General features: G+C 68.4%; 27 protein-coding genes. 17 read left to right on the top strand and 10 right to left on the bottom strand.

All coding sequences use genetic code 11. The features are described 5' to 3' along the window. Positions 1-297 precede the first annotated feature (297 nt). From OHU74_RS27520 to OHU74_RS27510, 3 genes are all read right to left on the bottom strand, one after another. Positions 298-1431: a YcaO-like family protein gene (locus OHU74_RS27520; protein ID WP_371618331.1), complete on the bottom strand. Its 1134-nt coding sequence runs from the start codon at positions 1429-1431 to the stop codon at positions 298-300. A gap of 235 nt (positions 1432-1666) precedes the next feature. Then, on the bottom strand, positions 1667-1792 hold the full coding sequence (locus tag OHU74_RS27515) for a hypothetical protein (protein WP_371618330.1): 126 nt from the start codon (positions 1790-1792) through the stop codon (positions 1667-1669). 165 nt (positions 1793-1957) lie between these two features. Further along, on the bottom strand, positions 1958-2932 hold the full coding sequence (locus OHU74_RS27510; protein ID WP_371618329.1) for an aldo/keto reductase: 975 nt from the start codon (positions 2930-2932) through the stop codon (positions 1958-1960). Positions 2933-3074: 142 nt separating this feature from the next. Here OHU74_RS27510 and OHU74_RS27505 point away from each other — a divergent pair, with 142 nt between their 5' ends. After that, positions 3075-3962, top strand: coding sequence for a TauD/TfdA family dioxygenase (locus OHU74_RS27505; protein ID WP_371618328.1), 888 nt, complete (start codon positions 3075-3077; stop codon positions 3960-3962). 72 nt (positions 3963-4034) lie between these two features. Here OHU74_RS27505 and OHU74_RS27500 read toward each other — a convergent pair whose 3' ends face one another. Further along, on the bottom strand, positions 4035-4802 hold the full coding sequence (locus OHU74_RS27500; protein ID WP_371618327.1) for a polysaccharide deacetylase family protein: 768 nt from the start codon (positions 4800-4802) through the stop codon (positions 4035-4037). Positions 4803-4810: 8 nt separating this feature from the next. Beyond that, complete coding sequence (locus tag OHU74_RS27495) at positions 4811-5062, bottom strand: hypothetical protein (RefSeq protein WP_371618326.1); 252 nt, start codon at positions 5060-5062, stop codon at positions 4811-4813. Positions 5063-5286: 224 nt separating this feature from the next. Here OHU74_RS27495 and OHU74_RS27490 point away from each other — a divergent pair, with 224 nt between their 5' ends. The 6 genes from OHU74_RS27490 (at position 5287) to OHU74_RS27465 (ending at position 11585) form a co-directional block, all read left to right on the top strand. Continuing rightward, the gene (locus tag OHU74_RS27490; RefSeq protein ID WP_371618325.1) at positions 5287-6468 is read left to right on the top strand and encodes a sensor histidine kinase; all 1182 of its coding nucleotides are present in this window, start codon (positions 5287-5289) and stop codon (positions 6466-6468) included. Then, positions 6465-7139: a response regulator gene (locus tag OHU74_RS27485; protein ID WP_371618324.1), complete on the top strand. Its 675-nt coding sequence runs from the start codon at positions 6465-6467 to the stop codon at positions 7137-7139. The genes OHU74_RS27490 and OHU74_RS27485 overlap by 4 nt, the downstream gene beginning before the upstream one ends. 116 nt (positions 7140-7255) lie before the next feature. Continuing rightward, a complete protein-coding gene (locus OHU74_RS27480) occupies positions 7256-7495 on the top strand; it encodes a hypothetical protein (RefSeq protein ID WP_371618323.1) in 240 nt (79 codons plus the stop codon). 241 nt (positions 7496-7736) lie between these two features. Next, the gene (locus OHU74_RS27475) at positions 7737-8786 is read left to right on the top strand and encodes a polyprenyl synthetase family protein (RefSeq protein ID WP_371618322.1); all 1050 of its coding nucleotides are present in this window, start codon (positions 7737-7739) and stop codon (positions 8784-8786) included. Positions 8787-8951: 165 nt separating this feature from the next. Further along, positions 8952-10037 carry a terpene synthase family protein gene (locus OHU74_RS27470; protein WP_371618321.1) on the top strand — a complete coding sequence of 362 codons (1086 nt, stop codon included), beginning with the start codon at positions 8952-8954 and terminating at the stop codon, positions 10035-10037. A gap of 150 nt (positions 10038-10187) precedes the next feature. Beyond that, the gene (locus OHU74_RS27465) at positions 10188-11585 is read left to right on the top strand and encodes a cytochrome P450 (RefSeq protein WP_371618320.1); all 1398 of its coding nucleotides are present in this window, start codon (positions 10188-10190) and stop codon (positions 11583-11585) included. 307 nt (positions 11586-11892) lie between these two features. On the opposite strand, the gene OHU74_RS27460 is transcribed toward OHU74_RS27465, so the two are convergent. Continuing rightward, positions 11893-12393, bottom strand: a complete 501-nt coding sequence (locus OHU74_RS27460) for a peptidase inhibitor family I36 protein (RefSeq protein WP_371618319.1) — start codon at positions 12391-12393, stop codon at positions 11893-11895. A gap of 364 nt (positions 12394-12757) precedes the next feature. On the opposite strand from OHU74_RS27460, the gene OHU74_RS27455 reads away from it, so the two are divergent. Next, positions 12758-13549 carry a serine protease gene (locus OHU74_RS27455; protein ID WP_371618318.1) on the top strand — a complete coding sequence of 264 codons (792 nt, stop codon included), beginning with the start codon at positions 12758-12760 and terminating at the stop codon, positions 13547-13549. A gap of 136 nt (positions 13550-13685) precedes the next feature. Then, entirely contained in the window at positions 13686-13889 is a 204-nt protein-coding gene (locus tag OHU74_RS27450; RefSeq protein WP_371618317.1) for a hypothetical protein, read from the top strand. A gap of 211 nt (positions 13890-14100) precedes the next feature. Here the strand turns inward: OHU74_RS27450 and OHU74_RS27445 are convergent, their stop codons facing one another. Further along, positions 14101-14412, bottom strand: a complete 312-nt coding sequence (locus OHU74_RS27445; protein WP_266903863.1) for a hypothetical protein — start codon at positions 14410-14412, stop codon at positions 14101-14103. Positions 14413-14814: 402 nt separating this feature from the next. Between OHU74_RS27445 and OHU74_RS27440 the strand changes: the two genes are divergently transcribed. From OHU74_RS27440 to OHU74_RS27410, 7 genes are all read left to right on the top strand, one after another. After that, positions 14815-15102, top strand: a complete 288-nt coding sequence (locus OHU74_RS27440; RefSeq protein ID WP_371618316.1) for a hypothetical protein — start codon at positions 14815-14817, stop codon at positions 15100-15102. Positions 15103-15178: 76 nt separating this feature from the next. After that, positions 15179-15547 carry a hypothetical protein gene (locus OHU74_RS27435; RefSeq protein WP_371618315.1) on the top strand — a complete coding sequence of 123 codons (369 nt, stop codon included), beginning with the start codon at positions 15179-15181 and terminating at the stop codon, positions 15545-15547. 151 nt (positions 15548-15698) lie between these two features. After that, positions 15699-15905 carry a hypothetical protein gene (locus tag OHU74_RS27430; protein WP_266903866.1) on the top strand — a complete coding sequence of 69 codons (207 nt, stop codon included), beginning with the start codon at positions 15699-15701 and terminating at the stop codon, positions 15903-15905. Positions 15906-16263: 358 nt separating this feature from the next. Beyond that, positions 16264-17325: an oxygenase MpaB family protein gene (locus tag OHU74_RS27425; RefSeq protein ID WP_371618314.1), complete on the top strand. Its 1062-nt coding sequence runs from the start codon at positions 16264-16266 to the stop codon at positions 17323-17325. A gap of 290 nt (positions 17326-17615) precedes the next feature. Next, positions 17616-17924, top strand: a complete 309-nt coding sequence (locus OHU74_RS27420) for a hypothetical protein (protein WP_371618313.1) — start codon at positions 17616-17618, stop codon at positions 17922-17924. A 181-nt stretch (positions 17925-18105) separates the two neighbouring features. After that, positions 18106-19218 carry an ImmA/IrrE family metallo-endopeptidase gene (locus OHU74_RS27415; RefSeq protein ID WP_371618312.1) on the top strand — a complete coding sequence of 371 codons (1113 nt, stop codon included), beginning with the start codon at positions 18106-18108 and terminating at the stop codon, positions 19216-19218. A 3-nt stretch (positions 19219-19221) separates the two neighbouring features. Next, positions 19222-20379, top strand: coding sequence for a hypothetical protein (locus tag OHU74_RS27410; RefSeq protein ID WP_371618311.1), 1158 nt, complete (start codon positions 19222-19224; stop codon positions 20377-20379). 19 nt (positions 20380-20398) lie between these two features. Here the strand turns inward: OHU74_RS27410 and OHU74_RS27405 are convergent, their stop codons facing one another. Then, positions 20399-21016 (bottom strand): hypothetical protein, encoded by a 618-nt coding sequence (locus OHU74_RS27405; protein ID WP_371618310.1) that lies wholly within the window; start codon positions 21014-21016, stop codon positions 20399-20401. A 473-nt stretch (positions 21017-21489) separates the two neighbouring features. On the opposite strand from OHU74_RS27405, the gene OHU74_RS27400 reads away from it, so the two are divergent. Next, positions 21490-22938 carry a hypothetical protein gene (locus OHU74_RS27400; protein ID WP_371618309.1) on the top strand — a complete coding sequence of 483 codons (1449 nt, stop codon included), beginning with the start codon at positions 21490-21492 and terminating at the stop codon, positions 22936-22938. Positions 22939-23211: 273 nt separating this feature from the next. Here the strand turns inward: OHU74_RS27400 and OHU74_RS27395 are convergent, their stop codons facing one another. Both OHU74_RS27395 and OHU74_RS27390 read right to left on the bottom strand, forming a co-directional pair. Then, positions 23212-24546: a class I SAM-dependent RNA methyltransferase gene (locus tag OHU74_RS27395; RefSeq protein ID WP_371618308.1), complete on the bottom strand. Its 1335-nt coding sequence runs from the start codon at positions 24544-24546 to the stop codon at positions 23212-23214. Between the two features lie 134 nt (positions 24547-24680). After that, on the bottom strand, positions 24681-26729 hold the full coding sequence (locus OHU74_RS27390; protein ID WP_371618307.1) for an APC family permease: 2049 nt from the start codon (positions 26727-26729) through the stop codon (positions 24681-24683). Between the last annotated feature and the right edge of the window lie 156 nt (positions 26730-26885).

Genomic DNA, 26885 nt, shown 5'->3' with positions numbered 1-26885 from the left:
TTCGGGACTGTCAGGTACTGGTACCAACGAGCCGCCGCTCACCGGATAACGGCTCCTGAGGGATGGCTGCACGACTACGCGGAACCTGACCACCGACGTGGTCACCACCGCCGCTACCGTCCCGGCGCCCGCAGGGCGGCAATCTTCCACGCGGGCTTAGCCGAGCAGGCCTGCTTTCGTACGAGGCTTCCGCACTGAGCTGCTGCCCGCCGGGGCGAGATCAGTCTGCCGCGGGACGGCTGCTGTCACCGAGGTGGTCGCAGGCGCCCATGTGGTACCGCGCGGGGGCAGACGGTGTCAGGTGATCGCAGCATTGGTACCAGTTCGCGCGGACCTGCTACGGGTGGCAGGCCTGACGGCGTATCGACCGCGGGGGCCGGGCAGCACGAGCGCCCCCTTGACCACCGCAAAGAATCGCTCCAGGCCGGGGACCAAGGCGTGGGCGACGTGGATGTCACCGGGCAGGACGCGGATCGTTCGCCGGTAGGCCGTGTACCCCCCGGCGGCGAGCAGGGAGAGTACTTGGTCCAGTCGGTGCTGCGGCCCTCCGGGCGGCTGCCGGCGGTCCGCGAAGGGGACGAGCTCGGCACGGCTCAGCTGACCGGTCAGGTCGAACCGCCCGCACGCGTGGAGCTGTGGGTAGCTGTGCAGGGCGCGCAGGTCGGCCTGTCGGTCGAGGGTGTCCCCAGGGGCCAGGGCCCGGACCTGCACTGATTCCAGGAGTTCGGTGAGGGCCCGGTGAACAGCCTGGCGCATGCTCAAGGAGGCACCTTGGCCACGGAAGTACGGTGACTCGGGGGTGGGAGGGCTGTAGGCGACGACGGTGGGGATATCGAGGTCCGTGGTCGCGTCCAGCAGGTGTACGCGGTGCCCCGCGCTTTCCTCGACGTGAGCGTGGAGGCTGGCCAGGTCGGGCGGCAGAGTGCGGGGATCAAGTTCCGCGAGGTGGTGGCCGCTGCCGAGGAAGGCGTGTGCAAGCAGGAGCGAGCAGGCGTCGCGCTCGACGGTCTCGTACAGGGCGTGCAGCGTGGCGTCGGTGATTGAGAGGCCAAGGCCGTAGCCAGAGTTCACCGCGTACCGTGACAGCGCGCGGTAGTCGCCCTGGTCACCAGCCCTCTCCCTGAGGGCCGGGCCTTGCTCCGAGTCCGCGTACCAAGGGGCAGAGAGATAGACGGGGACGTCCAGTTCATGGACGTCCGCGAGTGGCTCGTACGTCCAGCAGGCGAGTCTCTGCTCCGGAGCAGCGGCCAGGAGCAGAGCGCTGGCCTCGGCGGCCAACGCCCCGCGGGCGAGTTCTCCCGCGTACCGCAGCCGGGTCCGAGCCGGATCGAAGCCGGCCGGACCTGCCAGATGACGTTCCAACGCCTCGCACACGGAGCCGAGTCCGGCCCGTGCGGCGCTTCCAGCCGCGTGCCCGACCGCATCGGGCACCGCATGCCCCTGCCTGTCGAGGAGCTGGCACGAAACGGTGGTCGGTTGCTGACCCGCCGCGTGGTCCGTCCACTGTGGGAAGAGCCCGAGAACCTCGGCCGCGTGGAGCACCACGGCGGTGGCCTGCTTGAACGAAGGGGTCCGTTCGCGGGCCGACCCGGCAGGTACGGGAGGTGCGGGTGCGGCCCGGCCGGGGGCAGGCCGCACGCTCTCGTACCCACCTGGCGTCATGCGGTCAGGCCTGCCCGCCCTGGTCTCCATTGTCATCGAGGCCCAGCTCGGCGGCGAGGGCCGCTTCGACCTCCGACAGTTGGGTCTCCTTCGGCTGGACGATGCCCATGTCTCCGACGCTCGCTCCCATGGTCTTCACCTTCCGTTTCCGTCACTGGCCAAAGGGCTGCGGGTCCGCCGCCCTGCCAGAAGGTAATCGGGCACCGGGCGGGCAGGCAGGGCGCACGGGGGGCGCATCCGACCCCCGAAGGAAGACGGCGCGATCCCGACCCCGCGCCCCGCTTCAGCGCCCTGCCTACTGCTCGAGCCGGGTAACGTCGGGTGCTCGGGAGCCGACGGCTTCACCGACCGCTCCGGTGATCGTCCGCAACTGGTTGGTCGACAGCGCCACATTCAGCGCGCCGATGTTCTCCCGCAAGTGACCGCTCCTTCGCGTGCCGGGGATGGGAACCACGGACTCCCCCTGCGCGAGGAGCCAGGCGAGTACCAGTTGCGCCGGCGTGCACCCGACCTGCGAAGCGAGGGCACGTACGCTCTCGACGACGGCGAGGTTGGCGGTGAGGTTGGCACCCCGAAAGCGCGGCTGGTCACGTCTCACGTCGTCGTCGGACAGCCCGTCCACCCCTGCCATCTCGCCTGTCAGGAGGCCCCGGCCGAGCGGACAATAGGCCACGAGGGCAACACCGAGTTCGCGGGCCGCGGGCAGGATCTCCTTCTCCAGGCCGCGGGTCCACAGTGAGTACTCGCTCTGCAAGGCCGCGATCGGCGCCTGCGCACAGGCCCGGCGCAGCGTCTCGGCGCTCACCTCCGAGAGACCGAGGAAGCGCACCTTGCCCTCATGGACGAGTTCGGCCATCGCGCCGACGGTGTCCTCGATCGGGACGCCGGGGTCACGCCGGTGCAGATAGAACAGGTCGAGATGGTCGACGCCCAGCCGCTTCAGCGACGCCTCGCAGGCGCGCTTGGCGTACGCCGGTGTGGAGTCGACCCTGCGGGCACGCGCGTCGGCGCCGCGTACGACACCGAACTTGGTGGCGAGAAAGACCTCGTGGCGACGCCCGGCGATGGCACGACCGACGAGCTCTTCGTTGGTATGCGGCCCGTACATGTCGGCGGTGTCGAGGAAGGTGACGCCACAGTCGAGGGCCTCGCTGATCGTGGCTCTCGACTCTGCTTCGTCGGACGGTCCGTAGAAGTCCGACATCCCCATGCACCCCAGACCCAGTGCCGACACCTGCGGACCGTTCCGACCCAGCCTCCGCGACAGCATCCGCCCTCCCCACTCCCGTGCCCGGCCTCAGCCTAGGCGTCCAAGAACCAGCAGCAGAGGGCTTGTTCGGGCCTTCTGCAAGCCCTCCGGGGTCTCCTACGATCACAGCACGGATCCGGGACCAGGGAAGGGGCCGTGCCCTGTGAACGAGTACGCGACCGGCTGGCAGCGTCGCAGCTTCACGGGCAGCGCGGCTTTCAGCCTCGCCTACGATCCCGATCACCCGAGGCTGGCCGGACAACTGCGTGACCGGCTGCTGCACGGGGCGGGCTTCGCGCTCGTGACGGGTGTCCCCGTCCAGGAGGGGACCACGGCCGACGCCCAGAGGCTGGGTGAGTCGATGCTGAGCCCCCTGGGGGAGCTCCTCCCCCAGGGAAGGGACACGGACCGGACCCTGGGCTGGCTGGTCCAGGACGAGGGCGTCTCGGCGTACACCGACGACCGCAGATTCCACGAGTCGGCGTACACGTCGAAATCGCGGGGCTACCTTCAGCTCCACAACGACCGCGCCGTGACGCCGTTCGGCCACGAACCGGACTTCATCGCGCTGCTGGCCCATCGCAGGGCCCTGCGGGGAGGCGCGTCCGTCCTGGTGGACGGCCTGACCGTCCACCACATACTGAGCGAGCAGCACCCGCGTGAACTCGGGCTGCTCCACTCCCCCTTCGCCTTCGACCGGCGCCATGTGACACCACCAGGCCAAAACCCCGTCGTACACGGGCCCGTCTTCGAGCAGATGGATGGCCGGCTGCGCCTGCGGTGCAACACGACGCGCATGCGGACCGCCTTCGAACTCACCGGCGACCAGCTGACCCCGGACCACCGCGCCGCACTCGCCGCCCTCACGCAGGTCCTGGCACGCCCCGACCTCGCGATCACCATCGAGCTTGACGAAGGCGACTGCCTGGTCATCGACGACCGGCGCATCCTGCACGGCCGCACGACCTACCAAGACCACCCGGAGCCCGCCCGTCGACGCTGCCTGGTGCGCATCATGCTCAAGCAACACGGCACCCCACCGAACGCTTGACGGACCGCAGGGCGTTCAGTCGGCGGCCGGCTGAAGACGTCACGGGGGCATGAGACGGGTCCCCCGGGGGCGTCACGGGCGGTAGACCTTGCCCGCCTCGGGTTGGGCAGGTGCGAGGAGCTGGGAGACGGTCACGAAGGTGTAGCCCTGCGCATGGAGTGTCGGGATGACGTCCTGGACGGCGGGGATGGTTCCGGCGTACCGCTCGTGGAGGAGGATGATGCCGTCGCGTTTCGTCTGGTCGAGGACGCGCTTCTTGATCAGGGCCGTGTCGGTGGTCTGGTAGTCCTTCGCGGTGACGCTCCAGAGGATCTGGGCCAGACCCAGGTCTTTCATGACCTTGGACACGTCGTCGTTGGTGGCGCCGCCAGGTGGCCGCATGAGGTTGGGCGTGCGGCCGGTGGCCTTCTGTATGTCTTCCTGGACCGGTTCTATTTCCGCGCGTATCTCGTCCGGGGTGAGTTCGGTGAGATTCTTGTGCGACCACGTGTGATTCGCTATCTCGTGGCCCTCCTCGGCCATGCGGTGCACGGTGTCGGGATAGGTATCGGTGTGCCCTTTCCCTTGGAGGAAGAAAGTCGCCGGAACGGTTTCCTGTTTCAGGATGTCCAGGAGTGCGGGCGTCGGGGCGCTGGGGCCACCGTCGAAGGTGAGGGCCACGCATTTCGCGGTGCGGCAGTCCACCGGGGTGGCGGCCGTGTCGTCCGCGACGGCCGGCTTGTTGCGAGCGGCGGCGGGTGAGGTGACCCCGGTGAGGGTGCTGCAAGCCGTCAGGGCCGCCGCGATAACGGCTGTGAGGAGCAAGACGGCGGTCTTCGGCGTTCGGGTGGTGCGGTTCATGTTGGTGATCACCGGTTACCGGCGTCTGCGAGGGGGCGCAGGGTGTAGTGAACGGCGAAGCCGAAGGCGGTGAGGCCGGCCACGAGGAGGATCAGCTGACTCAGGACCGGGCCGTAGAAGAGGTCGGCGAAGAGGAGGTCCGACAGCAGGCCGGTAGACCGGGCGGCAAGTGGCAGGCCCGCGGCGACGGCGAGGATGCCGAAGATGAGGGCCAGGGCGGCGAGCATGGGGCGGACTGCGGGGGCGGTGCGGTTCGTCACGTGTGTTTCCTTGCAGGAGGGGTCAGGCCGATGGGAAACACACTAGGAAGCGCGGCAGTTCGGTTTCTTCGGCAGAAAGTCGGCGATGCGTGAGTGACGAAAGGATGAGTCCCGGGCAAGGGCATATACCTTGGTATAGAGATGCGCGCGGACAGCGCGCATAAGTGATCACCGCCCTCCGGCCGGTCTCCAACGCCGTACTCTTGACCGTTATGGAATGGGGAATGACGGAGCCCGCCGCCAGGCGCCGGAGCACCGAACTGCTTGTCGCGGCCGGAAGCGCCGCGCTGTGCGTGACCGTCGGCTTCGCCGAGGCGCGCGGGTTGTCGGTGTACCCGAGGCTGTCGTCCCTTCCCCTCTCGATCCCGGGGACGGGCAGGCTGCCCATATACCTCGCAGCCCTCGTGCACTACGGCATGGTTCCGCTCGTCGGCAGCGCGCTGCTCTTGGGACGCAGGCACCGGCCGGTGGCCGTCGCGGTCGCCCTCACCATCCTGGCCACGATGACGCCGCTCATCCCCGCGGCCCTGGCCGCTCTGTTCACCGTCGCCTCGATGCGTTCTATCCGGACCACCTGCGCCGTCACGGCTGTGGCCCTACTCCCGCTGCCGCTGTACCTGGCCCTGCAGCCGTCCCTCTCCTCGGCCTCGCTGGCCACCGCACTGACCGGCGGCGTGCTGGTCGGCGGCGCCGTGGGCTGGGGACTGTTCCTGCGCGGCCTTCACGACCGCGGCAAGCAGGCCAGGGCACAGGCCGTCCTGCGTGCCGAGCAGATCCGCCAGCGCGAGCGCGAATCGCTGGCCCGGGAGATGCACGACGTGCTCGCCCACCGGCTGTCCCTGCTCAGCGTGCACGCCGGAGCCCTGGAGGTGAATCCCGGCGCACCGCCCGAGCAGGTCGCCCAGGCCGTCGGCGTCATCCGCTCCAGCGCACACCAGGCCATGGAAGACCTCCAACAGGTTCTCGGCGTCCTACGCACCCCACTCCAGGCCGAGGGCGCCCGACCCGAACCTCCGCAGCCCACCCTGGGCGACATCGCGCCTCTCCTGGAGGAGTCCAGGACGGCCGGCATGCGCATCGACCTGACCGATGAGGTCCTCCACCGGTCACAGATCCCTCCAACCACCGGACGGACGGCCTACCGGATCGTGCAAGAGGCCCTCACCAACGCGCACAAACACGCACCCGGACACGACGTACGGATCGCCCTGCGCGGCGCCCCGGGCGCGGGCCTGAGCCTGGAGGTCACCAACACGGTCCCCGCCGGGGAGGGGCCCAACCTGCCGGGCAGCGGATCCGGACTGATCGGCCTGAGCGAACGAGCCGCTCTCGTGGGCGGCGACCTCACGTACGGCCCCCACGGGGAAACCCACCATGTCCGGGCGCAGCTGCCGTGGCCGGCATGATCCGCGTCCTGCTCGTCGATGACGACGCCCTGGTCCGTGCCGGCCTGCGCATGATGCTCGCCTCCGCTCCCGATATCGAGATCGTCGCCGAGGCGGCTGACGGCAGCGAGGTCGAACCGCTGGTGGACCGCCACGGCCCCGACCTCGTCCTGATGGACATCCGCATGCCGGGCGTCGACGGCCTGGAAGCCGCCCGCCTCCTGCGTGCACGCCCCGGCGCCCCCGAGATCGTGATGCTGACGACCTTCTCCACCGATGGCTACGTCCTGCGTGCCCTGCAGGCCGGCGCCGCGGGGTTCCTGCTCAAGCACACCCGCCCGGACCGGATCATCGAGGCGGTGCGGCAGGCCGCCGCCGGAGAGCCCGTCATGTCACCCGAAGCCCTCAGCCAACTCATCGGCACCGTCACGGCGCCCCCCGGCCCCACGGACGCACCCGCGTCGGCGGCGGTTCCCTCCGCCGACGCGCAGGAGCAACTGGGTCTGCTCGGCGATCGCGAACTCGAAGTCGCCCTCGCCGTCAGCCAGGGCAGGACCAACGCCGAGATCGCGTCGGACCTCTACATGAGCATCCCCACCGTCAAATCCCACATCTCACACATCCTGGCAAAACTCGACCTGAACAACAGGGTCCAGATCGCCCTGCTCGTCTACCGCTCCAGCCGGACCTGAACCACCCGCAAAGAACGGGCAAGGTGCCGAACCATGGCCGCCTTCGACGCCCGATGGTGACTCTCGTGACCTTGATCCGTTGGATACCCGGAATGTCATCTCCGGAGGAGCTCCTCATGCTCAAGAAGGTCCTTGTCGCATCACTGCTCACGGCTACGGCGGCCATGGGGGCGGCTTCACCCGCCATGGCCGCTGAACCGGCCCCGCCGACCGTGCGGGACGTGCCCCTCACCCGTAGCGCTCCGAGTGACGGACCCGCCGCCCCACGGGGGAACAGCTCACGGCGCTGCTCCTACGGGTTGCTCTTCAACGACAACCGGCTTACCTGCGACTACGCGCAGTTCATCGGCGCCTAGTCCACGGGCAGCCTGGCACGCAGGTTGCGCCTGGACAGCGGGGTTCCCAGCCGCAGGAAGGCTCTAAACGATCTAGCCGAAGGCGACGGCCTGGCCCCACCCTGGGCTCGGACATGATCCGCAGCGTTGTGGCGGTCTCAGCGTCGAGGGTGCTGGAAGGCACCCCGGGCGCCGACCGGCAGCGGCCACGGCGACAGCTCGGAGAACACCGTCGGCCCCGGGTCGACCGTCGCGAAGGCAGGTGCCGGTGTTACCGATACCAGTGAAGGCCCCACGGAGCCGCGATGCCCGGCACGTGCTGCTCAAGGCCCGGGCTCTGGTGGATCCGGAGCTGCGCGCGGCGGTCGGGAGTCTCCCGGCGCCTGCACGGAACGTGGCTGCGTACCACTTCGGTTGGAGGGACGAGCGCGGCAGGCCGAGTTCGGGCGGGGTGGGGAAGTTCCTTCGTCCCGCGCTGGTGCTACTTGCCTGCGAGGGGGTCGGTGGCAGGCCGCAGCAGGCCCTGCGGGCGGCCGTCACGGTGGAGCTCGTCCACAACATGTCCCTGATTCACGATGACGTCATCGACCGAGATGCCCTGCGCCGTCACCGCCCCACCGTCTGGTCGGTGTTCGGACTCCCGGCCGCGATCCTGACCGGGGACGCCCTGCTGTCCCTGGCCGGGCGAATCCTGGCGGACGCTCCCGGCCACGCGGGCATGACGGGCCGCGCATGGCTGGACGATGCCGTCCAAGAGCTCATCGCAGGCGAGTTCGCCGACAGCACGGCCGAGAACCGCGAGGCGGTCACCCTGCAGGAGTCGGTGGCCACGGCGGAAGCGAAGACGGGCTCGCTGATCGCCCTGTCCTGCGCGCTCGGAGCCCTGGCCGGCGGTGCCGACGAGGCCAGGGTGGGTCACCTGCGCAGCTTCGGCCGCCATCTGGGGGCGGCCTTCCAGCTGACCGACGACATCCTGGGAATCTGGGGCGACCCCAAGATCACCGGGAAGCCGTACCTGTCCGACCTGAGGTCCCGCAAGAAGTCGCTGCCGGTCGTGGCCGCGCTCGCCGCCCCCGGGCAGGCCGCCAGGGAGCTGGCCGGTCTCTACCACTCCCCCGCCGTGCTCACAGACGCGGAGCTGATGCAGGTCGCGGAGCTGGTGGAGGCGGCAGGAGGCCGCGCCTGGGCGGAGTGCGAAGCAGGCCGCCGCCTCACCGAGGCCATCGCCGGCCTGGAAGCCGCAGACCTGACCCGGACCGCGTACGACGACCTGAGCGCACTCACCCGCATGATCACCGGCCGGGACCACTGAGCCCGCCTGAACGCCGAGCACGGCCGTCACCTCGCGGCGCCGACCGCGTAATCCGCCCAGGCCAGAGCATCGACACCCGACACGACCGATGCGTCAGCGCCCCCAGGGCCCCGCGAAGGTACCCACGGTCACCGAAGAACACCGACGACGCATGAGGAGTGGACGATGGACGCACCTTCCCTGAACGGCCTGGTCTGGCCCACCTGGCACATCCCCTTCCCCCACCGGCAGAACCCCGTGGTGGACCAGGTCGAGGCCGCGCACCTGGAGTGGATGGACCGGTTCGCTCTGGCCCCGACAACCAAGGCAATGGAGCACTACCGCAAGGCACGCAACGTGGAGGGGAACGCCTGGTTCTACCCCACCGCCTCCTTGGAGGACCTGATCCTCCTGACCAACATGATGGGCTGGTTCTGGATCTTCGACGACCAGTTCGACGACGGCCAGACCGGCCTGGACGTCGCCAAGGCCAAAACCATCGCCTCCGGGATCATCCCGATCCTCTACGGCGCCCCCGCTCCCGCCGGCTCCCCAGCGCCCTACCAAGGCCTCGCCGACGTCGTCCAAGGGTTCGGCAGACGCCTGGGCCCCGACAGCATGCGGCGCCTGGGGCGCGGCATCAGCCAGTTCATGCTGGCCTACATCTGGGAAACCGAGAACCGCTCCGCACGCAGGTTCCCCACCCTGCGGGAGTACATCCACATGCGCGTCCACAGCGGCTGCGTCGTCCCCGTCTACGACGTCGTCGAACTCGCCGAGAACGTCTCCCTTCCCTACCGGCTGCGTGAATCGGTATGGATGAACGACTTCCTCTTCGACGCCGCGAACATCATCAACTGGCAGAACGACGTGGTCTCGCTGGTCAAGGAGAGCAACCAGCACCACGTCAACAACCTGGTGTACATCCTGCAGAACCAGAATGGGTGCAGTCTGCAAGAGGCTGTCGACACCGCCTACGGCATGGCCACCGGCCTGAACGAGAAGATCTTCCGAGCGCAGCGGGAACTCCCCGGGATGATGGACATCTTCCGCCTCGACGACACCGAACGCGACGGCGTCCAACGCTGGTTCGACGGTGTCCTGCTGGCGCTGGGCGGCTGCATGAAATGGCACGAGATCACCCACAACCGCTACCTGCGCTACACCACAGCTCTCGACGACATCGATCGCGGCGCTCCCGGCGCCAACCCCGCCTACCTTGCCGACCTGCTCCCCAACGAGCGCATCCATCCTGGAGGAGCACCGGTCTGACCGGGCGAGATGGCGGAGGCGGAGACGACTGGCCGCAGCCGGATACCCCCAGCCGCGTATTCATCCGCTCGTACGGACGGCACCACGGACTGAGATCAAGGGCTGCCGCGTCGCCCGCAAACTTCGCAATCACGCCGAAGGAAGAGGACTGTGCCCCTGAAGCCCCCACAGGCGACACCCGCCCCCGGATCCGCGAACAAGGGGGGAAACGGCGTCGTCACGGGCGCGCCCGCCCCTCACGCTCCGGGCGCCTGGCCGCTGGCGGGCCATGTGCCTTCCCTGATCCGCAACCCCTTGCGGTTCGTGACCTCGCTGGCCGCGCACGGCGACGTGGTGCGGCTGCGGCTCGGGCCCTTGCCCGTGTACGCGCTCACCCACCCGGCCCTGGTCCACCAGGTCCTCGTGGAGGACGCACGCGACTACGCACGGGGCCGGATCTTCGAGAAGGCCGGCCCCTTCCTCGGCGATGGCCTGCTCGCCCATTCCGGCACGGAGCACCGCCGTCAGCGGCGCCTGCTCCAACCGGCCTTCCATCGGGACCGGATCGCCGCCTCCATCCCCATGCTGCGGCAGGCCGCGGAGCGCATCAGCGCCTCATGGTCGCCGGGGCAGACCGTGGCCGTGGACCGCTCCATGAACGAGCTGTCCCTGACCATGCTCACCAAGACCCTCTTCGCCGCCGACGCGGGAGCCCGCGCCGCCACCCAGATCGAACGCGCTCTGCCGGTGCTGGCCCAAGGCCTCATCACCCGCACTCTCATGCCCGAGTGGTGGACGAAACTTCCCACCCCCGCCAACCGCCGCTTCGACCGGTCCGTCCATGACATGGGCGCGTCCATCGACGAGGCCGTCCACGCCTACCGCGCCGAAGGCCGCGACCACGGAGATGTGCTCTCCATACTCCTGAGCACGCGCGACCATGACGGGCAAGCCCTGTCCGACCAGCAGATCCGCGACCAGCTGATCGGGTTCGGCCTCGCCGGAGTCGAGACCACCGGCGCGAGCCTCGCCTGGCTCTTCCACGAACTCGGACGACACCCCGAGATCGAGCAGCGCGTCCACGCGGAACTCGACACGGTCCTGGGCAGCCGACCGCCCCTGTACGAGGACCTGCCCGCCCTGCAATACACCGGCCGCGTCATCAGCGAAACCCTGCGCCTACACGCCCTCTGGCTGGTCATGCGCCGCACCCGCACCACGGTCCGGCTCGCAGACACCACCCTGCCAGCCGGGGCGGAGATCCTCTACAGCGCCTACGCCCTCCACCGCGACCCCCGCTGGTTCCCCGACCCCGAGCGCTTCGACCCCGACCGCTGGCTCCCCGAACGGGCCCGCCACATCCCCAAGGGAGCCTTCATCCCCTTCTCCGCCGGAGCCCACAAATGCATCGGCGACTCCCTCGCCTTCACCGAAATGACGATCGCGCTCGCGGTCATCTGCCGACACTGGCGCCTGCGCCCCACCCCCGGCGTGCGCGTCCGCGAAGTCGCCCGCGGTGATGTCCACCCGAACCGGCTCCCCATGATCGCCGAGGCACGGTCCAGCTGAACCCCGCTCAGCCTCGGCTCCTCGGGCCGCGCTGCCGTACGCGAAACCCAGGAGGTGACGTACCAGGACAGCGGCGGCGGGCGCTCCTCGGCGGCCCGCTCGACCGCGCCCCGTACGGCGGCCAGGGCCTCGGTCGCGATGGCAGCGATCAGCTCGTCCGGGTCGCGCAGACAAGAAGCTCCTGATCAAAGGTTGCGGTGCGCGGCGGTTGATCGTCACCGGCACACTCCACCAGGCACTCCCCGCCTCCTGAACCCGACGCGTGCCTACTGCTGTCGGCCTCTGCGTCGGCCGCACGCCAGGAAGGTCAGTTGATCTTCACCGAGGTGATCTGGTCGTTCCAGTTGAAGGTGGCCTCTGGCCCGTACGGGACCTGGTCGGCCTTTCCGGCGGGTGCCTGGCCCAGGGTGCCGTAGGCGGTGCGGCGGCGAGCCGTGGTGGTGAAGCTGTGCCCGCTGAATTTGTGGTCCTGGTAGATCGTGACCCGGCGGCCGGTGTTGTTGATGAGGGAGGAGGCGCAGTCGCTCATGCCGTTGAGATTGGGGTCGCTGACCTTGGTCGCCCACATCGATCCGCCGGTGGCGGACTTGGGCTCCTTACTGGGGAACCCTCCCTTGGTGTTCCACTGCACGTCGTCGTAGATGCACAGGTATCCGTCCGGGCATGCCTCGTACCCGTGGCCGCCCTGGACGTAGAAGGTGTCGGGTTGCGCCTCCGCGGCAGCGACAGGCCCGCCGGGCAACACCGGCGCCAAAGCGATAAGTAACCCGGCGACGACCGTGAGCCCTCGTGCGCGGTCGATGTGCATGCCGATACCTCCGAAAGTGGTGAGCGCGAATCGCACGATCAACGCCACACCGTCCAGAAGGTCACCGCGGCAGAACAGCGACTCGCGAGTGCCCCACACCTCACGCCCCAAGGCGGGGGTGACGGACCAGGCGGTAACCGCCTCGGGCGCCGAGATCGGCCCCTTCGACAACCGGTCGCGATGCAGATGCCGGCCGCCATCGGCGTCTGGCTTTGTTGACAAGAACGCGAACTAAGCCACCGCGCAGGACGCTCGGGTCACACTCCGGCCGATCCCGCCTGCTGCCCGGCAGTGTTCGGCCAAAGTTTCTTCCTGCAGGCCAATTCGATCCCGTGAACACGTTCCGCACCAGCATGATCACCGCATGACAACGAACTTCCCCGTGCCGATTCCGCGCTCAGCCCTTGGTCGCGGCCTGCTCGCTTTGGGCGCCGCCTTGGCCTCGGCACTGCTGGTTCTCACGGGCTCGACCCAGGCGCACGCCATCGTCGGCGGCTACGAGGCGAAGCCGCTGCAGTTCCCCTCCGTCCTCGCGCTGCAGAAGAACGGGCAGCTGATCTGCGGGGCCACCCTCATCAAGCCCGGCTGGGCCTTGACCTCCGCGGCGTGCACGACCGGGTCCGCCCCCAGTCAGCTCAAGGTCGTCTCCGGGGCGCTCGCCCTCACCGACCTGTCTATCCCCGGCATCACCACAGTGCAGGTCGCGCAGATCGTTTTGCATCCCGACTACGCCGCGAGCGACGGGCGGAACAACATCGCGCTGCTCAAACTCAATACCCCCCTCGTCGCCGTCCCTGCGGCGCTTCCGCAGTCCGGCGCCGCGTTCACCGGCACGGTCACTGCCGTGGGCTGGGGCGCAACCCGTGAGGGAGGGCAGCCCTCTCCCACGCTGCGCTACGTCAACACCCAGGTGGTGCCTCGATCGACGTGCCGCAGCCAGTACGGCACCGGCGCGATCACCGACAGCATGATCTGCGCCGGAGTGGACGCGGGCGGAAAGGGCACCTGCAAGGGCGACGGCGGGGGCCCGCTCTACAAGAACGGCACCGTCATCGGCATCGTGTCCCACGCCAACGGCTGCGCCAGGGCGGGGTCGTCCGACATCCTCACCAACGTCGCCTCCTTCCGAACCTGGATCGACAGCAAGACTGCGTAGACACGACCGGTCTGGGCCTCTGCGATCGCGGGAGGCCGGCCTACCAGCGGAAGCCATCGGGGCAGGCATCTGGGGCAGGTCCGCGCCCATCGCGGCGAGGCGTGCGCCCCACTCATCACCATGCAGGGAGCTGTAGATGACGTTCTACATTCAGAACATCAGCACGGGACTCGTTCTCGACGTCCAGAAGGGCCGGGCCCTGGTCGAGGAACTGACCACTCGTGAGGATGTCCCGGCCGACGTGCGCGAACGTGCCGCCGAGTTCAAGCCGACGCTGGAGCTGATCGAGTCTTCCCTCACGGCCGGCGTTCCGGGGGGCACGGCAGCGGTGAAGCCGTAGCCATCACCGCTGCCGTGTGGGTGCCACCAGAGCGGACTGGTGGCACCCCACACAGGCCGCTTCGGCTGAGGAGAAGCCCCGGTAGATCCGCCGGAGACGATGCTCCTTCAGGAGTCCCTTTCCGGCGGAACCGTGCTTGGCGCGGGCATGTCGCAGCCGCCGCGACGGCCCCGGGGGGCTTGCCAGGCCGGGTTGTCGGCCCGGTGCTCCGCTACGAGATCATGTTGATCTTCGTCGTTTCGTACGCTTTGGCGGTCGCGCCGGTGGCCCTGGCAAGCTCGGCGAACGTCGTCGCCGAGGTTTCGTCCCAGAAGGCCAGCGTGAACGAGGAGTCCGACCGCCCCAGCAAGTTGTCGATCTCCGCGGGGCTGTACTCGCTGCCGACCCTCTCCGTGAGGACGGCCCGCAGCAGGTCTTCGTCGCCGCCTGAGACGTCGACGTTCCACAGGTAGGAGACGGGCCTGCCTGATGTCAGGGTGCCGTTCGTCTGATCGCTGCCGAGCCCGCTGTCGTAGTAGCCCATGATCTTCCCTTTCGGTCGGTATGACAGGGGGCGGGCGTAGTCGCCGTGGCCGGGCCACCGGCGAGGACACCGATCCCCCGATGAAGCGGCATCCGCTTGCTGATCGGCCGTCGCGAGCTTTCAACCACCCTGGCACCGTCTGGTTACGGCCGTGCGCCGGGTGACTGGAACTTCCGACTGCGGGTGACTCAGGCCGGGGGCTCGTTGGACAGCCCGGCTCTCCGAACGCCCTCGCCGTCAAGCGCATCGGGCACACCGGCGATGCGCCTCCGTCCTCCGCGCCCCCGACTTTGACGGGCGGCCGCAGACCCACGACCGCGACACCGCTGATCCCGGATAACCGGACGGACCGAACCGCGTCCGGCACGGTGACCGGCGAAGCCTGTTGTCGTTGACCATTACATGATCAAGAAGACCGCACAGGCCGCACTCGTCGTGGGCGCCGTCCTGCTCTCCACCGGCCTGGCCCACGCCGATGTCGACACCGTCGACGAATCCACCATCCGGGACCGCACCGGCACTCTCACAGCAGACTTCGAGCAGCAGAACCCCCACGGTGGACGACTGTCTGCGGGCACCGACACCCTGGGGATGCCCCGGCCGGGACACGACATTCCTGTGAAGGTCGACTTCACCGCGAACGAGGACAGCAAGACCGCCATGCTCGACGTCACCGCGTCCGAGTTCTGACCGCCGGATTGCCGCGTCGGCGAGGCATGGACCAAGCCGGCTCTACGGACGGCCGCCCCGTCCTGCATATAGAGGTGTGTCGGGGGGGCTCAAGCAGGTACGGGAACGCCTGCTGGCAGGTGCCGGTGGCGTAGCAGGCGGTGATCTCGGCAAGGACCTCGTCTTCGGTGATCTGCCCGGTGGCGTCGGCCTGGCGTTCAGCCGCGACACGGCGGACCTGGTCTGGGTCGGCGCCGAGCACGGTCAGTATTCGTTCCACGGCGGCGACGGTGACGCCACCATCGCCGCCGTGATCGGCGGCGGTGTAGACCGCCCGGTGCCAGGGCAACGCGATCCGAGCAAAGGCTTCCGGGTCCTGGTGCAGACCGGTCTAGGGGGCGATGTCCACCCCGACCGGACCCCCGTGATCGCTGAACCGAGGACCACCCGAACCCGATCGAACTGAGCATCCTCAGCGTCACGTCGACGCCGCGCCCCCTCCCCATCCCTCACGGGCCCAACGGAGCCCAAGGTTAGGACTTTCGCCTCTTGAGGGCGGTTTGTCCTCAAATAGATTGATCGGGAAGGATTCCAGTCATTCGAAGGAGCAGCGCGCCATGAGCGAGATCCAGTGGGAGGCCGGCCCTTACCGGATCCGGGTGTCGCTGCCGGAATCGGATGCACCCTGGGCCGTCGAGGGCACGAAGGGCCTGATGGGCATCCGCCCCCTGTTCCAAGGGCGGGGACCCGAGCCCCGTCCAATCGCCGAAGGCGACAGCGGGATGGACCCGGCGGTGCTGGGTTACCTGGGGAAGGGCTTCTAGACCGCCACACCGGTCGCCGACCTTCCTCATGTCGGCCTGGGCAGCGACGGGCCGGGCCCTGCGGACGCCGTTGCGTTTCGGCCGGATTCGACGGCTGGCGGGGCTGGAAATCACCGTCATCCGATCGAGGGGATCTTGGCGCTCCGATGCGGCACTTGCGGCGCCGACAGACCAAGATCGTTACATGAGCAGCCCCATGACACGACGTCACATTCTCGGTTCCGCAGCGGTGGTCGGCGCCACCGCCTTCCTTAGCGGCGGGACCACGGCATCCGCCGCCCGGGCGGCCTCGGGCCCCACACCCTCGCGGGCCACCGCAGCCGATGCCGTTTCTGAAGAGAGGGCCCTTCTGGAAGGCTTGAAGCAGGTCGCGGACCCGCAGTGCGACGAGGCCGTGACCGACGCCTTCGAGCGGGGCCAGGGTGCGGCTGTCAACGAAGCCCTCAAGGGATGGGGAACCAACGGCCAGGCCATCCCCGAGGGACTGCCCGCCAAGCTGCGCGACTTCCTGGAGACGACCCGACAACTGCCCTCCTGGGTCGACCCGCAGGCACTGGCCGCCGGTCACCGTTTCGGCATGGCGCACGCGCAGCAGATCTCGTTCGCCGCAGTGCTGTACGTGACGCCGGAGCGGATGCGCTTCCCCGCCGCGGCGGCGGCCATCATCGGGATCGAGGGCCCGCACGACAACAAGCAGGGCTTCGCCAAGGCGCTGCGCGCCGTGGGCGACATCCTGCACAAGACCCCCTACGGACCCCAGGGGGCAGGCTTCGTCACGCCGGCACGGGTACGGATGGCGCACTCCGCCGTGCGCTACCTGCTGCACACCGAGGGGCACTGGGACACCGGCAAGTGGGGCCTGCCGATCAACCAGTTGGATCTGCTCGCCGAGGGAAGCCTCTTCACCAGTCGCCTGATCGACCACCTGCCCAAGCTGGGCGTCCACCCCAGCGAGGAGGAGGCGGAGCACTACTACCACGAGTGCCGCGTCGGCGCGTCCCTGATGGGGGTCTCCGAAGTCGGCATGCCCTCGACTCTGGCCGCGGCGCGCAAGCGTGCGGTGGTGGGGGACGCGCTGCACGCGCGGGTGACGCCGCAGTCCGCGAAGTATGTGCGGGCGACGATCGAGTACTTCTCCTCGCTGGTCGGCCCGAAGGAGATGACGGTGCCGCCGGCTACCGCTGTGGTGCGGTACATGATCGGTGACGTGGACGCCGACGCGTTCGGTCTGGCCCGCTCCTCGTGGGATGCGGTGGTGCCGTCCGCCGTGCACGGCTTCTTCACCGGCACCCAGGCGGGCGGGCTGCCGACACCGTCGGCGACGATGACGCGCGTGGCGGTCCAGATGGTGCAGCGCGCGATGAACGACGGCAAGGAGATCGACCTGACCATGCCCCTGCACCTCTACAGGCACCGGTAGAGAGCCTCCGGACACCTCGGCCTCAACCTCGCGGACCGCAACGCCGGCGACGCGACGGCACCCCTCACCGGGATGCGTGACCTGGCCCGCCGCCCGCAGGACATGCACCACGCGGACCACCGTCCGGTGTGATCATGCCAACGGCCCCGTAGCGCTGGCCCTTCGCCACTTTCCATGAAGCGTTTCCGCACTTGTCTCAGTTTGATCCTCAGGCCGCGGCGATCGTCGCGGACCTTGAGGACCAAGTCCATCACCACTCCTTTGAGTTGCTGGCGTCATGAACCCGCTGCTTGTTGATCATGGGCTCGTTTGCCGAGGTGGAAGAGGAACGCTACCGACGCAAGGGAGACACAGTGCTCAGGAAAGCAGCCATCGCCGCCCTGGGGGCCGCCAGCCTTATCGGGCTGTTTGCGGGCCCGGCTCAGGCCGACGACGAAGTAGACGCCTGGTTCTCGGCGGAAGCACCCGTGGAGGACTCCAACGGATGCCTCGAAGGGGAGGTTCACGAGAGGCGTCCCCACGGCAAGAGCGAGTTCGTCGACTGCTACAGCAGCCCCCGCGACTACCCCTCGTCGCTGTCGGCGCAATACAAGATCTGACCACGCGGTCACCCTCTGGAGTGACTGCAGGGCACTCGGGCAGATTCGATCTTGAACATACGTTTCACCTCTCCAATCAGTCCCTCGCTGGCCCGACCCTCGGATCATGTATGGAATATTTTGAGGCATAAAACCGTGTACCCTCAGGGGAGTTGAACTCGCCAGGGCTGGAGGTGAGCACGTGCGCGACCAGAAGAGCATGGTTGCGGATCCCGGGATGCTCACACTGGCCCGTGACTCACGCGGCTGGACACAGTCCGAACTTGCTGACGAGATGACACGTCTTGATGGCAGCCGCATCACCCAGGGGTACGTCAGCCGAGCCGAAGCCGGCCGCATCCCCGTCAGGGACGGGCGCGTGCAACTGTTCGCCGACGCCCTGCGCTACACCGCCGACACCCTGTGCCACGCCGCTGAGACGGCCGGTGCAGGTGTCGGACTGGTGCACCACCGTAAGCGAGCCTCCCTGGGGGCACCCGCCCTGCGTCGGATCCATGCGACGTTGGCGCTCACCCGGCTCCAGGTCGACTCCTTGGCCCGGGCAGCGGACCTCCATCGCAACGACAGGTTTCGGCGCGTGGAGGTCAACGACTTCGACACTCCCGCGGATGCGGCGGAGACGATGCGTGAGGAGTGGAACGTCCCCGCAGGGCCGATCGAGGACATGGTCGCCCTGCTCGAAGATGCCGGCGCTCTGGTCGTAGTTCGGGATCTCTGCACCACCGAGCTCGACGCCGTGAGCCAGTGGCCCCCCGGCGGGTGCCCGTTGATCTTGCTCAACTCGCATGCACCAGGGGATCGTTCTCGCTTCAGCCTGGCACACGAGCTGGGCCATCTGGTGATGCACGGCGAGCCGGGTGAGGGTCGCGTGCAGGAGGACCAGGCCAACCGGTTCGCCGCCGAGTTCCTCATGCCCCATGACGCGGTCCTGCCCGAGCTGAAGCCAGGCATCGACGTGTCCCGTCTGCTGGACCTCAAGGCCCGGTGGGGGGTGTCCATGGCGGCGCTCATCAGGCGGGCCATGGATTTGGGAGTCATCAGCGAATGGCAATACCGCACGCTCGTGGTCGAGTTGTCCGCCCTCGGCTACCGCACCAACGAGCCGACCACCATCCGGCGCGAAAATCCGCGCCACCTCGCTCAAGCCGTCACACGGCTTGAGCAGCAGCTCCACCTCAGTCCGACCGAGACCGCCCACCTGGCTGGCCTGGGTCGCGAGGAGTTCCACGAGATCTACTTGTGCACTTCCTCTCCGTCCGGCCACAAGGACGTGCCGGACTCTTCTGCGAGGTGATTCATGAGCAACACCCCTTCCCCGAGGCGGCGACCGCCCGCCCTGAAGACGCTCGACCACACCGTTGCCGCCGTGCCGCTCCTCCAGGGGCGGGTGCTGCTCCACGAGAACGCCGTCAATCTTCCGCGGCCGCGGCCCGCGCTCGATGACGACTTCAGCGGCGTCGTGATGACCGGAGCCAAAGCCGAAGAGCGCGCCTTCCACCTTCGCAGCACGGCCGGCTACGAAGGCACCCTGCTGATCGACAGCGCCCCCTACACCACCTATGTCGCAACCGCGGACGAGCCGTTCATGGTGCCCACCGACGAGCTGTTCGCCTCAGTGGACACCTCGCTGGCCTTCCAGAAGGCACGCGGAGCGAGCGCGGCACTGACCCCGACCGGCTACATTCCGCCCGCGGACTCCAAGACGCTCAAGGCAGTGATACGCGAGGCCAACAAGATCGAACGCGCCGACACCGTCGTGACGCTCCCGATCGACGTCACGTGGCTGAACCGCGAGAACATTGGTCAACTCATCGCGGTCTCCACGAAGATCCGGCACCCGAAGGCCCTCGTCCTCTGCCGCCAGTTCGATCCGCTGGAGCAGACGAAGGACATCCCCTCCAATCTGCGCCGCCTGCTGGCCGAGGTCGAGCACATGGCGCTGCTGCGGACCGACCTCGCTGCGCTTGATGCGATCGCGCACGGCGCCTTCTGTGCCGGCATCGGTGTGCAGAGTTCACTCCGCCACGCGATACCGCCCGGCGAGAAGGCCCAGGTCAACAAGGCCGGCCCCACCTACCCGAGCGTGCTGATGCCGGAGCTCATGTGCTTCAAGGGCGCCGAGTCCCTCTCCAGGTTGTACGGGAACGTGGATCCCGCAACCTGCTCCTGCGAGGAGTGCGACGGCCGTGGTCTCGATCGCTTCTTCCTGCCGGACGGCGAAACCCGGCGCGAGGCCGACAATCACACTGTCCTCACGTGGAGCGACTGGGTCACCGAAATGGCCGGCTACCAGCCAGGCACCCCGCGTAAATCGTGGTGGCGCGACAAGTGTGCGGCTGCGATCGGCCGCTACGCACTGGAGAACCAGCGCATCGGCCTGGGCGCCAGCCCCAGGTCCGGGTTCCAGGCGCCCGCGCCGCTGAAAGCATGGGCGACACTTCCCGTCACCCTGTAGCGAGCTGCGGGCCGGATGCTCAGGGGAGCTGGCGGTGGACGTCTTCCAGGAACTTCCAGCCGGCGACGGTATGGCGTCTGCGCACGAAGGGCCGCGGCGGCACCACCACTTCCACCGAGTCCCCCCGAAGCGTGAGCAGGCCGATGCCGTAGAAGTCCGAGCGCAGCACGGCATCATCCTTGCGCCGCAATACGCCGTCCACCACCACCGCGCGAGAACAGAACGGAGTAAATCGCTCGGCCTTCTCCATCCCCGACTCCCAGCTGCGGCCGGGCACGAACGCCATGTCGATGTGGACAGGCTGCGCCGCGCGACGGGTGATCGACCCGTCCCTGTGGACCGCCGCACCTTTCGGAAGGGACTTCAGCACCCGCCGCTCCCTCTCGCTCAAGGAGCTGGCAGAAACCGGCTCGCCCAGGGGCAGCGACATGAGGAGATCCAGCACGTCAGGTCGCGTCAGCGGCGGCATCCCTTCGGCTGCCCGCCGCTCCCGCTCAAGCGCGTCATGCCGATAGGCCACAACAGCTTCCGTCCCGAAGGCTTCGACAAGCGCGAGCTTCGCCTCGCGGGGCACGAGGTCGCAGGGAGCCAGCGCACCTGCGACGACATCCATCTGCTCTCGCGCCACGACCGACATGAACCAACCCGCTCTCGTTTCGAACTGACACCCTCGTCTGCGGAGCGTCTGCACGCCCCTGCTTACCCTCAGGCACCCATCACCGGAAGCACGAGCGGCTCACGTTCACACGATCCACTCGCCAATCCCCTGCTGGCCGCAGCCGAGCGGGACCGACACCCCTAACCCGCCTTCCCCTGACCAAGACACGGGAACGCCTCAGCACGGACGGCCCAGGCTAGTACGGGCAGTCGTACGCCCGGCGGCCACCTCCTCAGATGATCGCGGGATGGCCAGCACCCGTCATAGTCCGGCCAACAAGCGTCCACGGCGGCCACCAACGAACGACTGCGAGCCTAGCCACCACAGGCGGCCATGCCTACATCTGTCCGAATCTTCATCCGGCCTGCCAACCCCCTTCCCCTTCCACCCGCGCCAGGCGGAGTGCGGCTGCGAGCATGCCCGTGCAGGCATTCGCACGGTGGGGAGTTCAGGTGCCACGAGAGCTCAACGAACGGCAGCAACAGGTGCTGCAATGGGTCGCCCGAGGCTGCCCTGACGGCGTGTGGGAAGGAACCGGGCACAAACTCAGCTGCCAAGCCCTGCACAGCCGCGGACTGGTCAAAGTCTCCAGGCGCCAGGGGCAATGGTCCGTCGCCCTCACCAAGGCCGGCCAGCAATACCTGGACCACGGATCCCATCCGCCGGAACAGCCTCGCGGCAAAGACACCGCTCCCGCACCGCAGACTGGAATCCAGCCACCCGACGTGGCCAAGAGCAAAGAATCCAGCGGCCAGGCGGCTGCGCCCGTACCGGTTCAGCGAACGAACTCCCTTCCGCGGAAGAAGGCCAAGACCGTCACGGAGCAGCTCCTGGAAGAGCTCGCAGAAGCCGGCGGCCGCGTCGTCAAACGCGAAGCCAGCGGTCGGGAGACCGAGAAATGGCCGATCCGTGTTGCCGCCGCACGGCGGTCGGGAAAGATCCCTGCAACCAAGCAACTGCACGCCGGCTGGTGCCGCGACGGATATGAAATCCGGCTCGTCGACACCCCCGCATGGCGATTGGCCGTACTGCCACCCGTCCCCGTACCGGCACGGCTCCCCACTCCACACCCCGTGGTCAGAGCTCTGCAGGCGCACCCCCAGCCCATGGCGCTGACCAAAGCCGTGCAGAGCAGAGCCCTCCGCCTCATCCACGCATTGCTCACCGCGACACAGAGGCTGGGATACGCCAACGCGTTCGGTACGGCCGAGAGTGCACCCGCCCCACACCGCCGACGAAACGGCCCTCCCCACTTCACCATCACAGCCCAGGGCCAGCGATGCGATTTCCTCATCCTGCAAGAACAGGACCGGACCGACCACATCCCCACGAAGAAGGAGCTCTCGGACGCCGAGAAGCACTCCTGGGTGCGGATTCCTCGGTACGACCACTCCCCCGCTGAGCGCCTGAGATTCTGTGTCAGTGGCGGGCTGCCACACAGGGCCGGGGAATGGGCCGATACGACTTCACGCCCCCTTGAGGATCAGCTCGCCGAAATCGTGCAGGAAGTAGGACTTCGAGGCGAGGCAGCCGAACGCAAACGCCTGGCCGACCTGGAGGCGGCACGGGAAAAGCGGCTGCAATGGGAAGCCGCGATGCAACGAGCAAAGATCGACTTCGCCGAGGCAGCCCGAGTCCAGCACCTCGAAGCGCAGGAACAAGCATGGCGCCGTGCAGCGGGCCTGGCCGAGTACGTCGACGCCCTGCGCCTCCACGCAGAGACCTTGGCGACCGGACCGGAGAGGGACGGAGCCGAGGCATGGATCGCCTGGGCCATCGACCACGTGGAGCGCCTGAACCCACTCAACGGGACGCTCCGCCTGCCCGACATTCCCGAACCTCGCGCCAGCGACCTGCAGCCGTTCCTGCACGGATGGAACCCCTACGGTCCCGGCTACTAGTCGCGAGCCCCCTCGGACTATCACAGAGCGTAACCGGAGAGGAGAAGGTGGATCGCAGGTCTGACGCCGACCGACTCGGTCGCCGACTATCGGAAAGGGGGCCTCCCGCAGCAAGATCACAATCTGCTGCGGGAGGCCCCCTTCCGCGCCTGACGGCTCATCAGAGATCGCCGACGGCGTGCGTCAAACGTGCGTCACGAGCGTCAAATCTGCGTCAAGATATCGCCCACAACGCCCACAGTGCACATAACACACACTGCCCTAACCTGCAGGTCAGAGGCCCTTTCCGACGGGCTCAAGGATCGCGACACACTCGACATGATGGGTCATCGGGAAGAGGTCGAAGGCGCGCAGGGTGCGGGGCTTGTAGCCCGCCTCCTTGAAGTAGCCGAGGTCGCGGGCCAGGGCTGCCGGGTCGCAGGCGACGTAGGCGATGCGGCGGGGGGTGAGGGCGGCGACCTGGCGGACCGTCTGCTTGCCGGCGCCCGCGCGGGGCGGGTCCAGGACGACCAGGTCGCATTCCGTGATGCCGGTCTTGGGGAGGATCGCCTCGACCTTGCCCTGCTCGATGCGGACGCGGGGGAAGTCGGTCAGGTTGTGCCGGGCGTCCTCGACCGCGCGCTTCGTGGACTCGATGCCCAGGACCGCGCCGGTGTCGCCGAGGCGTTCCGCGAGGGCGCCGGCGAAGATGCCGACGCCGCAGTAGAGGTCGAGGGCCATCTCGCCCTTGCGCGGCATCAGGCCCTGCATGACGGCCTTGATCAGGGTGTCGGCGGCCTGGGGGTGGACCTGCCAGAAGCCGCCCATGCCGACGCGGTAGGTACGGCCGTCGGCGCGCTCGCGGACGAAGGGGCGGCCGTGGACGCGGTGGACCCCGCCGTCCTTCTCCTCGACGCGGAGGACGGAGACCGGCTTGTCCAGTTCGACCAGGGGCAGGCGGCCGCCGGGGCGCGGGGTGAGGACGACCTGGCGGTCGCCCGAGCCGGTGGCGGCGATGGCCTCGACGGTCTCCATCTGGGGCCAGTCCTGCTGCTCGATGCCGAGCTCGCTGACGCCCGGGGCCGCGATCATGCAGTGGTCGATCAGTTCGATGTCGTGGGAGCGGTGCTTGCGCAGGCCCGCGTTGCCGTCCTCGTCGATGGCGAACTGCACGCGGGTGCGCCACTGCGGGACCTGGCCGGCGGGCACCTTGTCGCCCTCGGCCGGCATGACGGTGCCGTCCCAGCCGGCCTGCTCGGGGGTGAGCCCGGCGAGGCGCAGCAGCTGCTCGGCGATGACTTCGCCCTTGAGCCGGCGCTGGGCGCCGGGCTTGGCGTGCTGCCAGTCGCAGCCGCCGCACTTGCCGGGGCCGGCGTACTTGCACGGGGCCTCGACGCGGTCCTTGGAGGGGTCCAGGACGGTGATGGCGTCGGCGCGCAGGAAGCGGGAGTCGGCGTCGCCCTCCGTCACGCGCGCGATGACCTTCTCGCCGGGCAGGGTGTGCCGGACGAACAGGACGCGGCCCTCGGCGGTGCGGGCGATGCAGTGGCCTCCGTGCGCGACGGGGCCGACCTCGACCTCGTACTCCTCCCCGACCAATGACTGCTTCTCGTTCTGCTCGGTCGTCATGGTGGGGAGGCTCCAAGGATGGATAAGGATGGATGTGGATCAGACGAAAGGGAACGGCCGGACGACCGACCCACCAGTTTACGTGGATCTCGTCCGGCCGTTCACCACTCGTTACGGGGCCCGGGGCGCAGGCGCTACTTCGCCGCCGGGTCCTTCGGGCGCGGGCTGTCGACCGGGCCGCGGCGCACCGCACCCGGCGCGTTCCACTCGGCCCGCTTCTTGGCCCGCTTCTTCGCGAGCTCCGAGGACTCCAGCTGGTAGGGCACCGAGGTGACCATGACGCCGGGGGTGAAGAGGAGCCGGCCCTTGAGCCGCAGTGCGCTCTGGTTGTGCAGGAGGTGCTCGTACCAGCGCCCGACGACGTACTCGGGGATGTACACGCTGACGGCGTCGCGCGGGTTCTCGCTGCGCAGGCCCTTCACGTACTCCACGACCGGGCGGGTGATCTCCCGGTACGGGGAGTCGAGGATCTTCAGCGGGACGTTGATCCCGCGCCGCTCCCACTCCTCGCGCAGGGCCTTGGTCTCGGCCGGGTCGACGCTGATGCTGAGCGCTTCGAGGGCGTCGGAGCGGGTCAGCTTGGCGAAGGCCAGGGCGCGCAGGGTGGGCTTGTGGACCTTGGAGACCAGGACGATGGAGTGGACCCGCGACGGGCGGATGCTGTCGTCGGAGGGCCCCTCGGCGGCGGCGATCTCGGCGGAGACCCGGTCGTAGTGCTTCCGGATCGCGGTCATCGTCGCGTAGAAGATCACCATGCCGAGCAGGGCGACCCAGGCGCCGTGGGTGAACTTGGTCGCCAGGACCACGACCAGCACCAGGCCGGTGAAGAACGCGCCGAAGGCGTTGATCGCGCGGGAGCGGAACATCTTGCGGCGGGCCGCCGGGTCCGTCTCGCTGCGCAGGTGGCGGTTCCAGTGCCGGACCATGCCGGTCTGGCTCAGGGTGAAGGAGACGAAGACGCCGACGATGTAGAGCTGGATCAGCTTGGTCGAGTCGGCGCCGTAGATCCAGACCAGCAGGATCGCGGCGCCCGCCAGCAGCACGATGCCGTTGGAGAAGGCGAGCCGGTCGCCGCGGGTGTGCAGCTGCCGGGGCAGGTACCGGTCCTGGGCGAGGATCGAGCCGAGGAGCGGGAAGCCGTTGTACGCCGTGTTCGCGGCCAGGAACAGTACGAGCGCGGTGGCGGCGGCGAGCACGATGAACATGAAGCTGCCGTTGCCGAAGACGGCCTCGGCGACCTGGGAGATCACCGGGTTCTGGACGTAGCCCGAGCCGACCTCGGCGCCGTTGTGGAGCAGGTCGGTGGCGGGCTTCTCGGCCATCCGCACGTTGGTGGCCATGGCCAGCGCGATGATGCCGCAGAACATCGTCACGGCCAGGCCGCCCATGAGGGCCAGGGTGGTCGCGGCGTTCTTGCTCTTGGGCTTGCGGAAGGCGGGTACGCCGTTGCTGATCGCCTCGACGCCGGTCAGGGCGGCGCAGCCGGAGGAGAAGGCCCGAAGCAGCAGGAAGACCAGGGCGAACCCGGCCAGTCCCTGATGTTCGGCCTTGATCTCGAAATCGGCCGTGGGGGCCTTCATGGTCTGGTCGAGGACCAGGCCCCGCCAGGCTCCCCACGCGATCATGAGGAATACGCCGACGACGAAGACATAGGTCGGAATGGCGAAGAGCCGCCCGGATTCCTTCATGCCGCGCAGATTCAACAGCGTGAGCATCAAGATCATCCCGATCGCGCACAGCACTTTGTGCTCGACGACGAAGGGGATGGCGGATCCGAGGTTTTCGACGCCGGAGGCGATCGATACGGCGACGGTCAGCACGTAGTCGACGAGCAGGGCGCTCGCGACGGTGAGACCGGCCTTGGGGCCGAGGTTGGTGTTGGCGACCTCGTAGTCACCGCCGCCGCTCGGGTAGGCGTGGACGTTCTGCCGGTAGGAGGCCACCACCGTGAACATCAGCACGACCACCGCGACGGCGATCCAGGGGCTGAAGTGGTACGCCGACACGCCCGCGACCGACAGGACCAGCAGGACCTCGCCAGGGGCGTACGCCACTGAGGAGAGCGGGTCTGAGGCGAAGACGGGAAGGGCGATCCGCTTGGGGAGGAGCGTTTCTCCGAGGCGGTCGCTGCGTAGCGCCCTGCCGATCAGGATCCGTTTGGGCACGTCGGTCAGTTTGGACACGCAGAGGATCGTAAGCGTTCGAAATCAGACTGACGAACCCCCCACCCCTATCCGCCACGAAGTCCCCCCACATCCAGGGCAAAGAGACGCAGCGTCCAGCGCAAACGGCCACACTGGTGACCGCCCGTGTGTAGCTTGGGCCATGGTCTGAGACCC

This window comes from Streptomyces sp. NBC_00454 (genome assembly GCF_041434015.1).
In the GTDB taxonomy this organism is placed as follows: domain Bacteria; phylum Actinomycetota; class Actinomycetes; order Streptomycetales; family Streptomycetaceae; genus Streptomyces.
This window is presented reverse-complemented; position numbering and strand designations above follow the sequence as displayed.

Excerpts from the sequence above, each read along its gene's own strand:
- OHU74_RS27515 (WP_371618330.1), bottom strand. The coding sequence starts at position 1,792 with ATGGGAGCGAGCGTCGGAGACATGGGCATCGTCCAGCCGAAGGAGACC.
- OHU74_RS27510 (WP_371618329.1), bottom strand. The coding sequence starts at position 2,932 with ATGCTGTCGCGGAGGCTGGGTCGGAACGGTCCGCAGGTGTCGGCACTG.
- OHU74_RS27500 (WP_371618327.1), bottom strand. The coding sequence starts at position 4,802 with ATGAACCGCACCACCCGAACGCCGAAGACCGCCGTCTTGCTCCTCACA.
- OHU74_RS27490 (WP_371618325.1), top strand. The coding sequence starts at position 5,287 with ATGACGGAGCCCGCCGCCAGGCGCCGGAGCACCGAACTGCTTGTCGCG.
- OHU74_RS27485 (WP_371618324.1), top strand. The coding sequence starts at position 6,465 with ATGATCCGCGTCCTGCTCGTCGATGACGACGCCCTGGTCCGTGCCGGC.
- OHU74_RS27480 (WP_371618323.1), top strand. The coding sequence starts at position 7,256 with ATGCTCAAGAAGGTCCTTGTCGCATCACTGCTCACGGCTACGGCGGCC.
- OHU74_RS27470 (WP_371618321.1), top strand. The coding sequence starts at position 8,952 with ATGGACGCACCTTCCCTGAACGGCCTGGTCTGGCCCACCTGGCACATC.
- OHU74_RS27460 (WP_371618319.1), bottom strand. The coding sequence starts at position 12,393 with ATGCACATCGACCGCGCACGAGGGCTCACGGTCGTCGCCGGGTTACTT.
- OHU74_RS27455 (WP_371618318.1), top strand. The coding sequence starts at position 12,758 with ATGACAACGAACTTCCCCGTGCCGATTCCGCGCTCAGCCCTTGGTCGC.
- OHU74_RS27450 (WP_371618317.1), top strand. The coding sequence starts at position 13,686 with ATGACGTTCTACATTCAGAACATCAGCACGGGACTCGTTCTCGACGTC.
- OHU74_RS27445 (WP_266903863.1), bottom strand. The coding sequence starts at position 14,412 with ATGGGCTACTACGACAGCGGGCTCGGCAGCGATCAGACGAACGGCACC.
- OHU74_RS27440 (WP_371618316.1), top strand. The coding sequence starts at position 14,815 with ATGATCAAGAAGACCGCACAGGCCGCACTCGTCGTGGGCGCCGTCCTG.
- OHU74_RS27430 (WP_266903866.1), top strand. The coding sequence starts at position 15,699 with ATGAGCGAGATCCAGTGGGAGGCCGGCCCTTACCGGATCCGGGTGTCG.
- OHU74_RS27410 (WP_371618311.1), top strand. The coding sequence starts at position 19,222 with ATGAGCAACACCCCTTCCCCGAGGCGGCGACCGCCCGCCCTGAAGACG.
- OHU74_RS27405 (WP_371618310.1), bottom strand. The coding sequence starts at position 21,016 with ATGTCGGTCGTGGCGCGAGAGCAGATGGATGTCGTCGCAGGTGCGCTG.
- OHU74_RS27395 (WP_371618308.1), bottom strand. The coding sequence starts at position 24,546 with ATGACGACCGAGCAGAACGAGAAGCAGTCATTGGTCGGGGAGGAGTAC.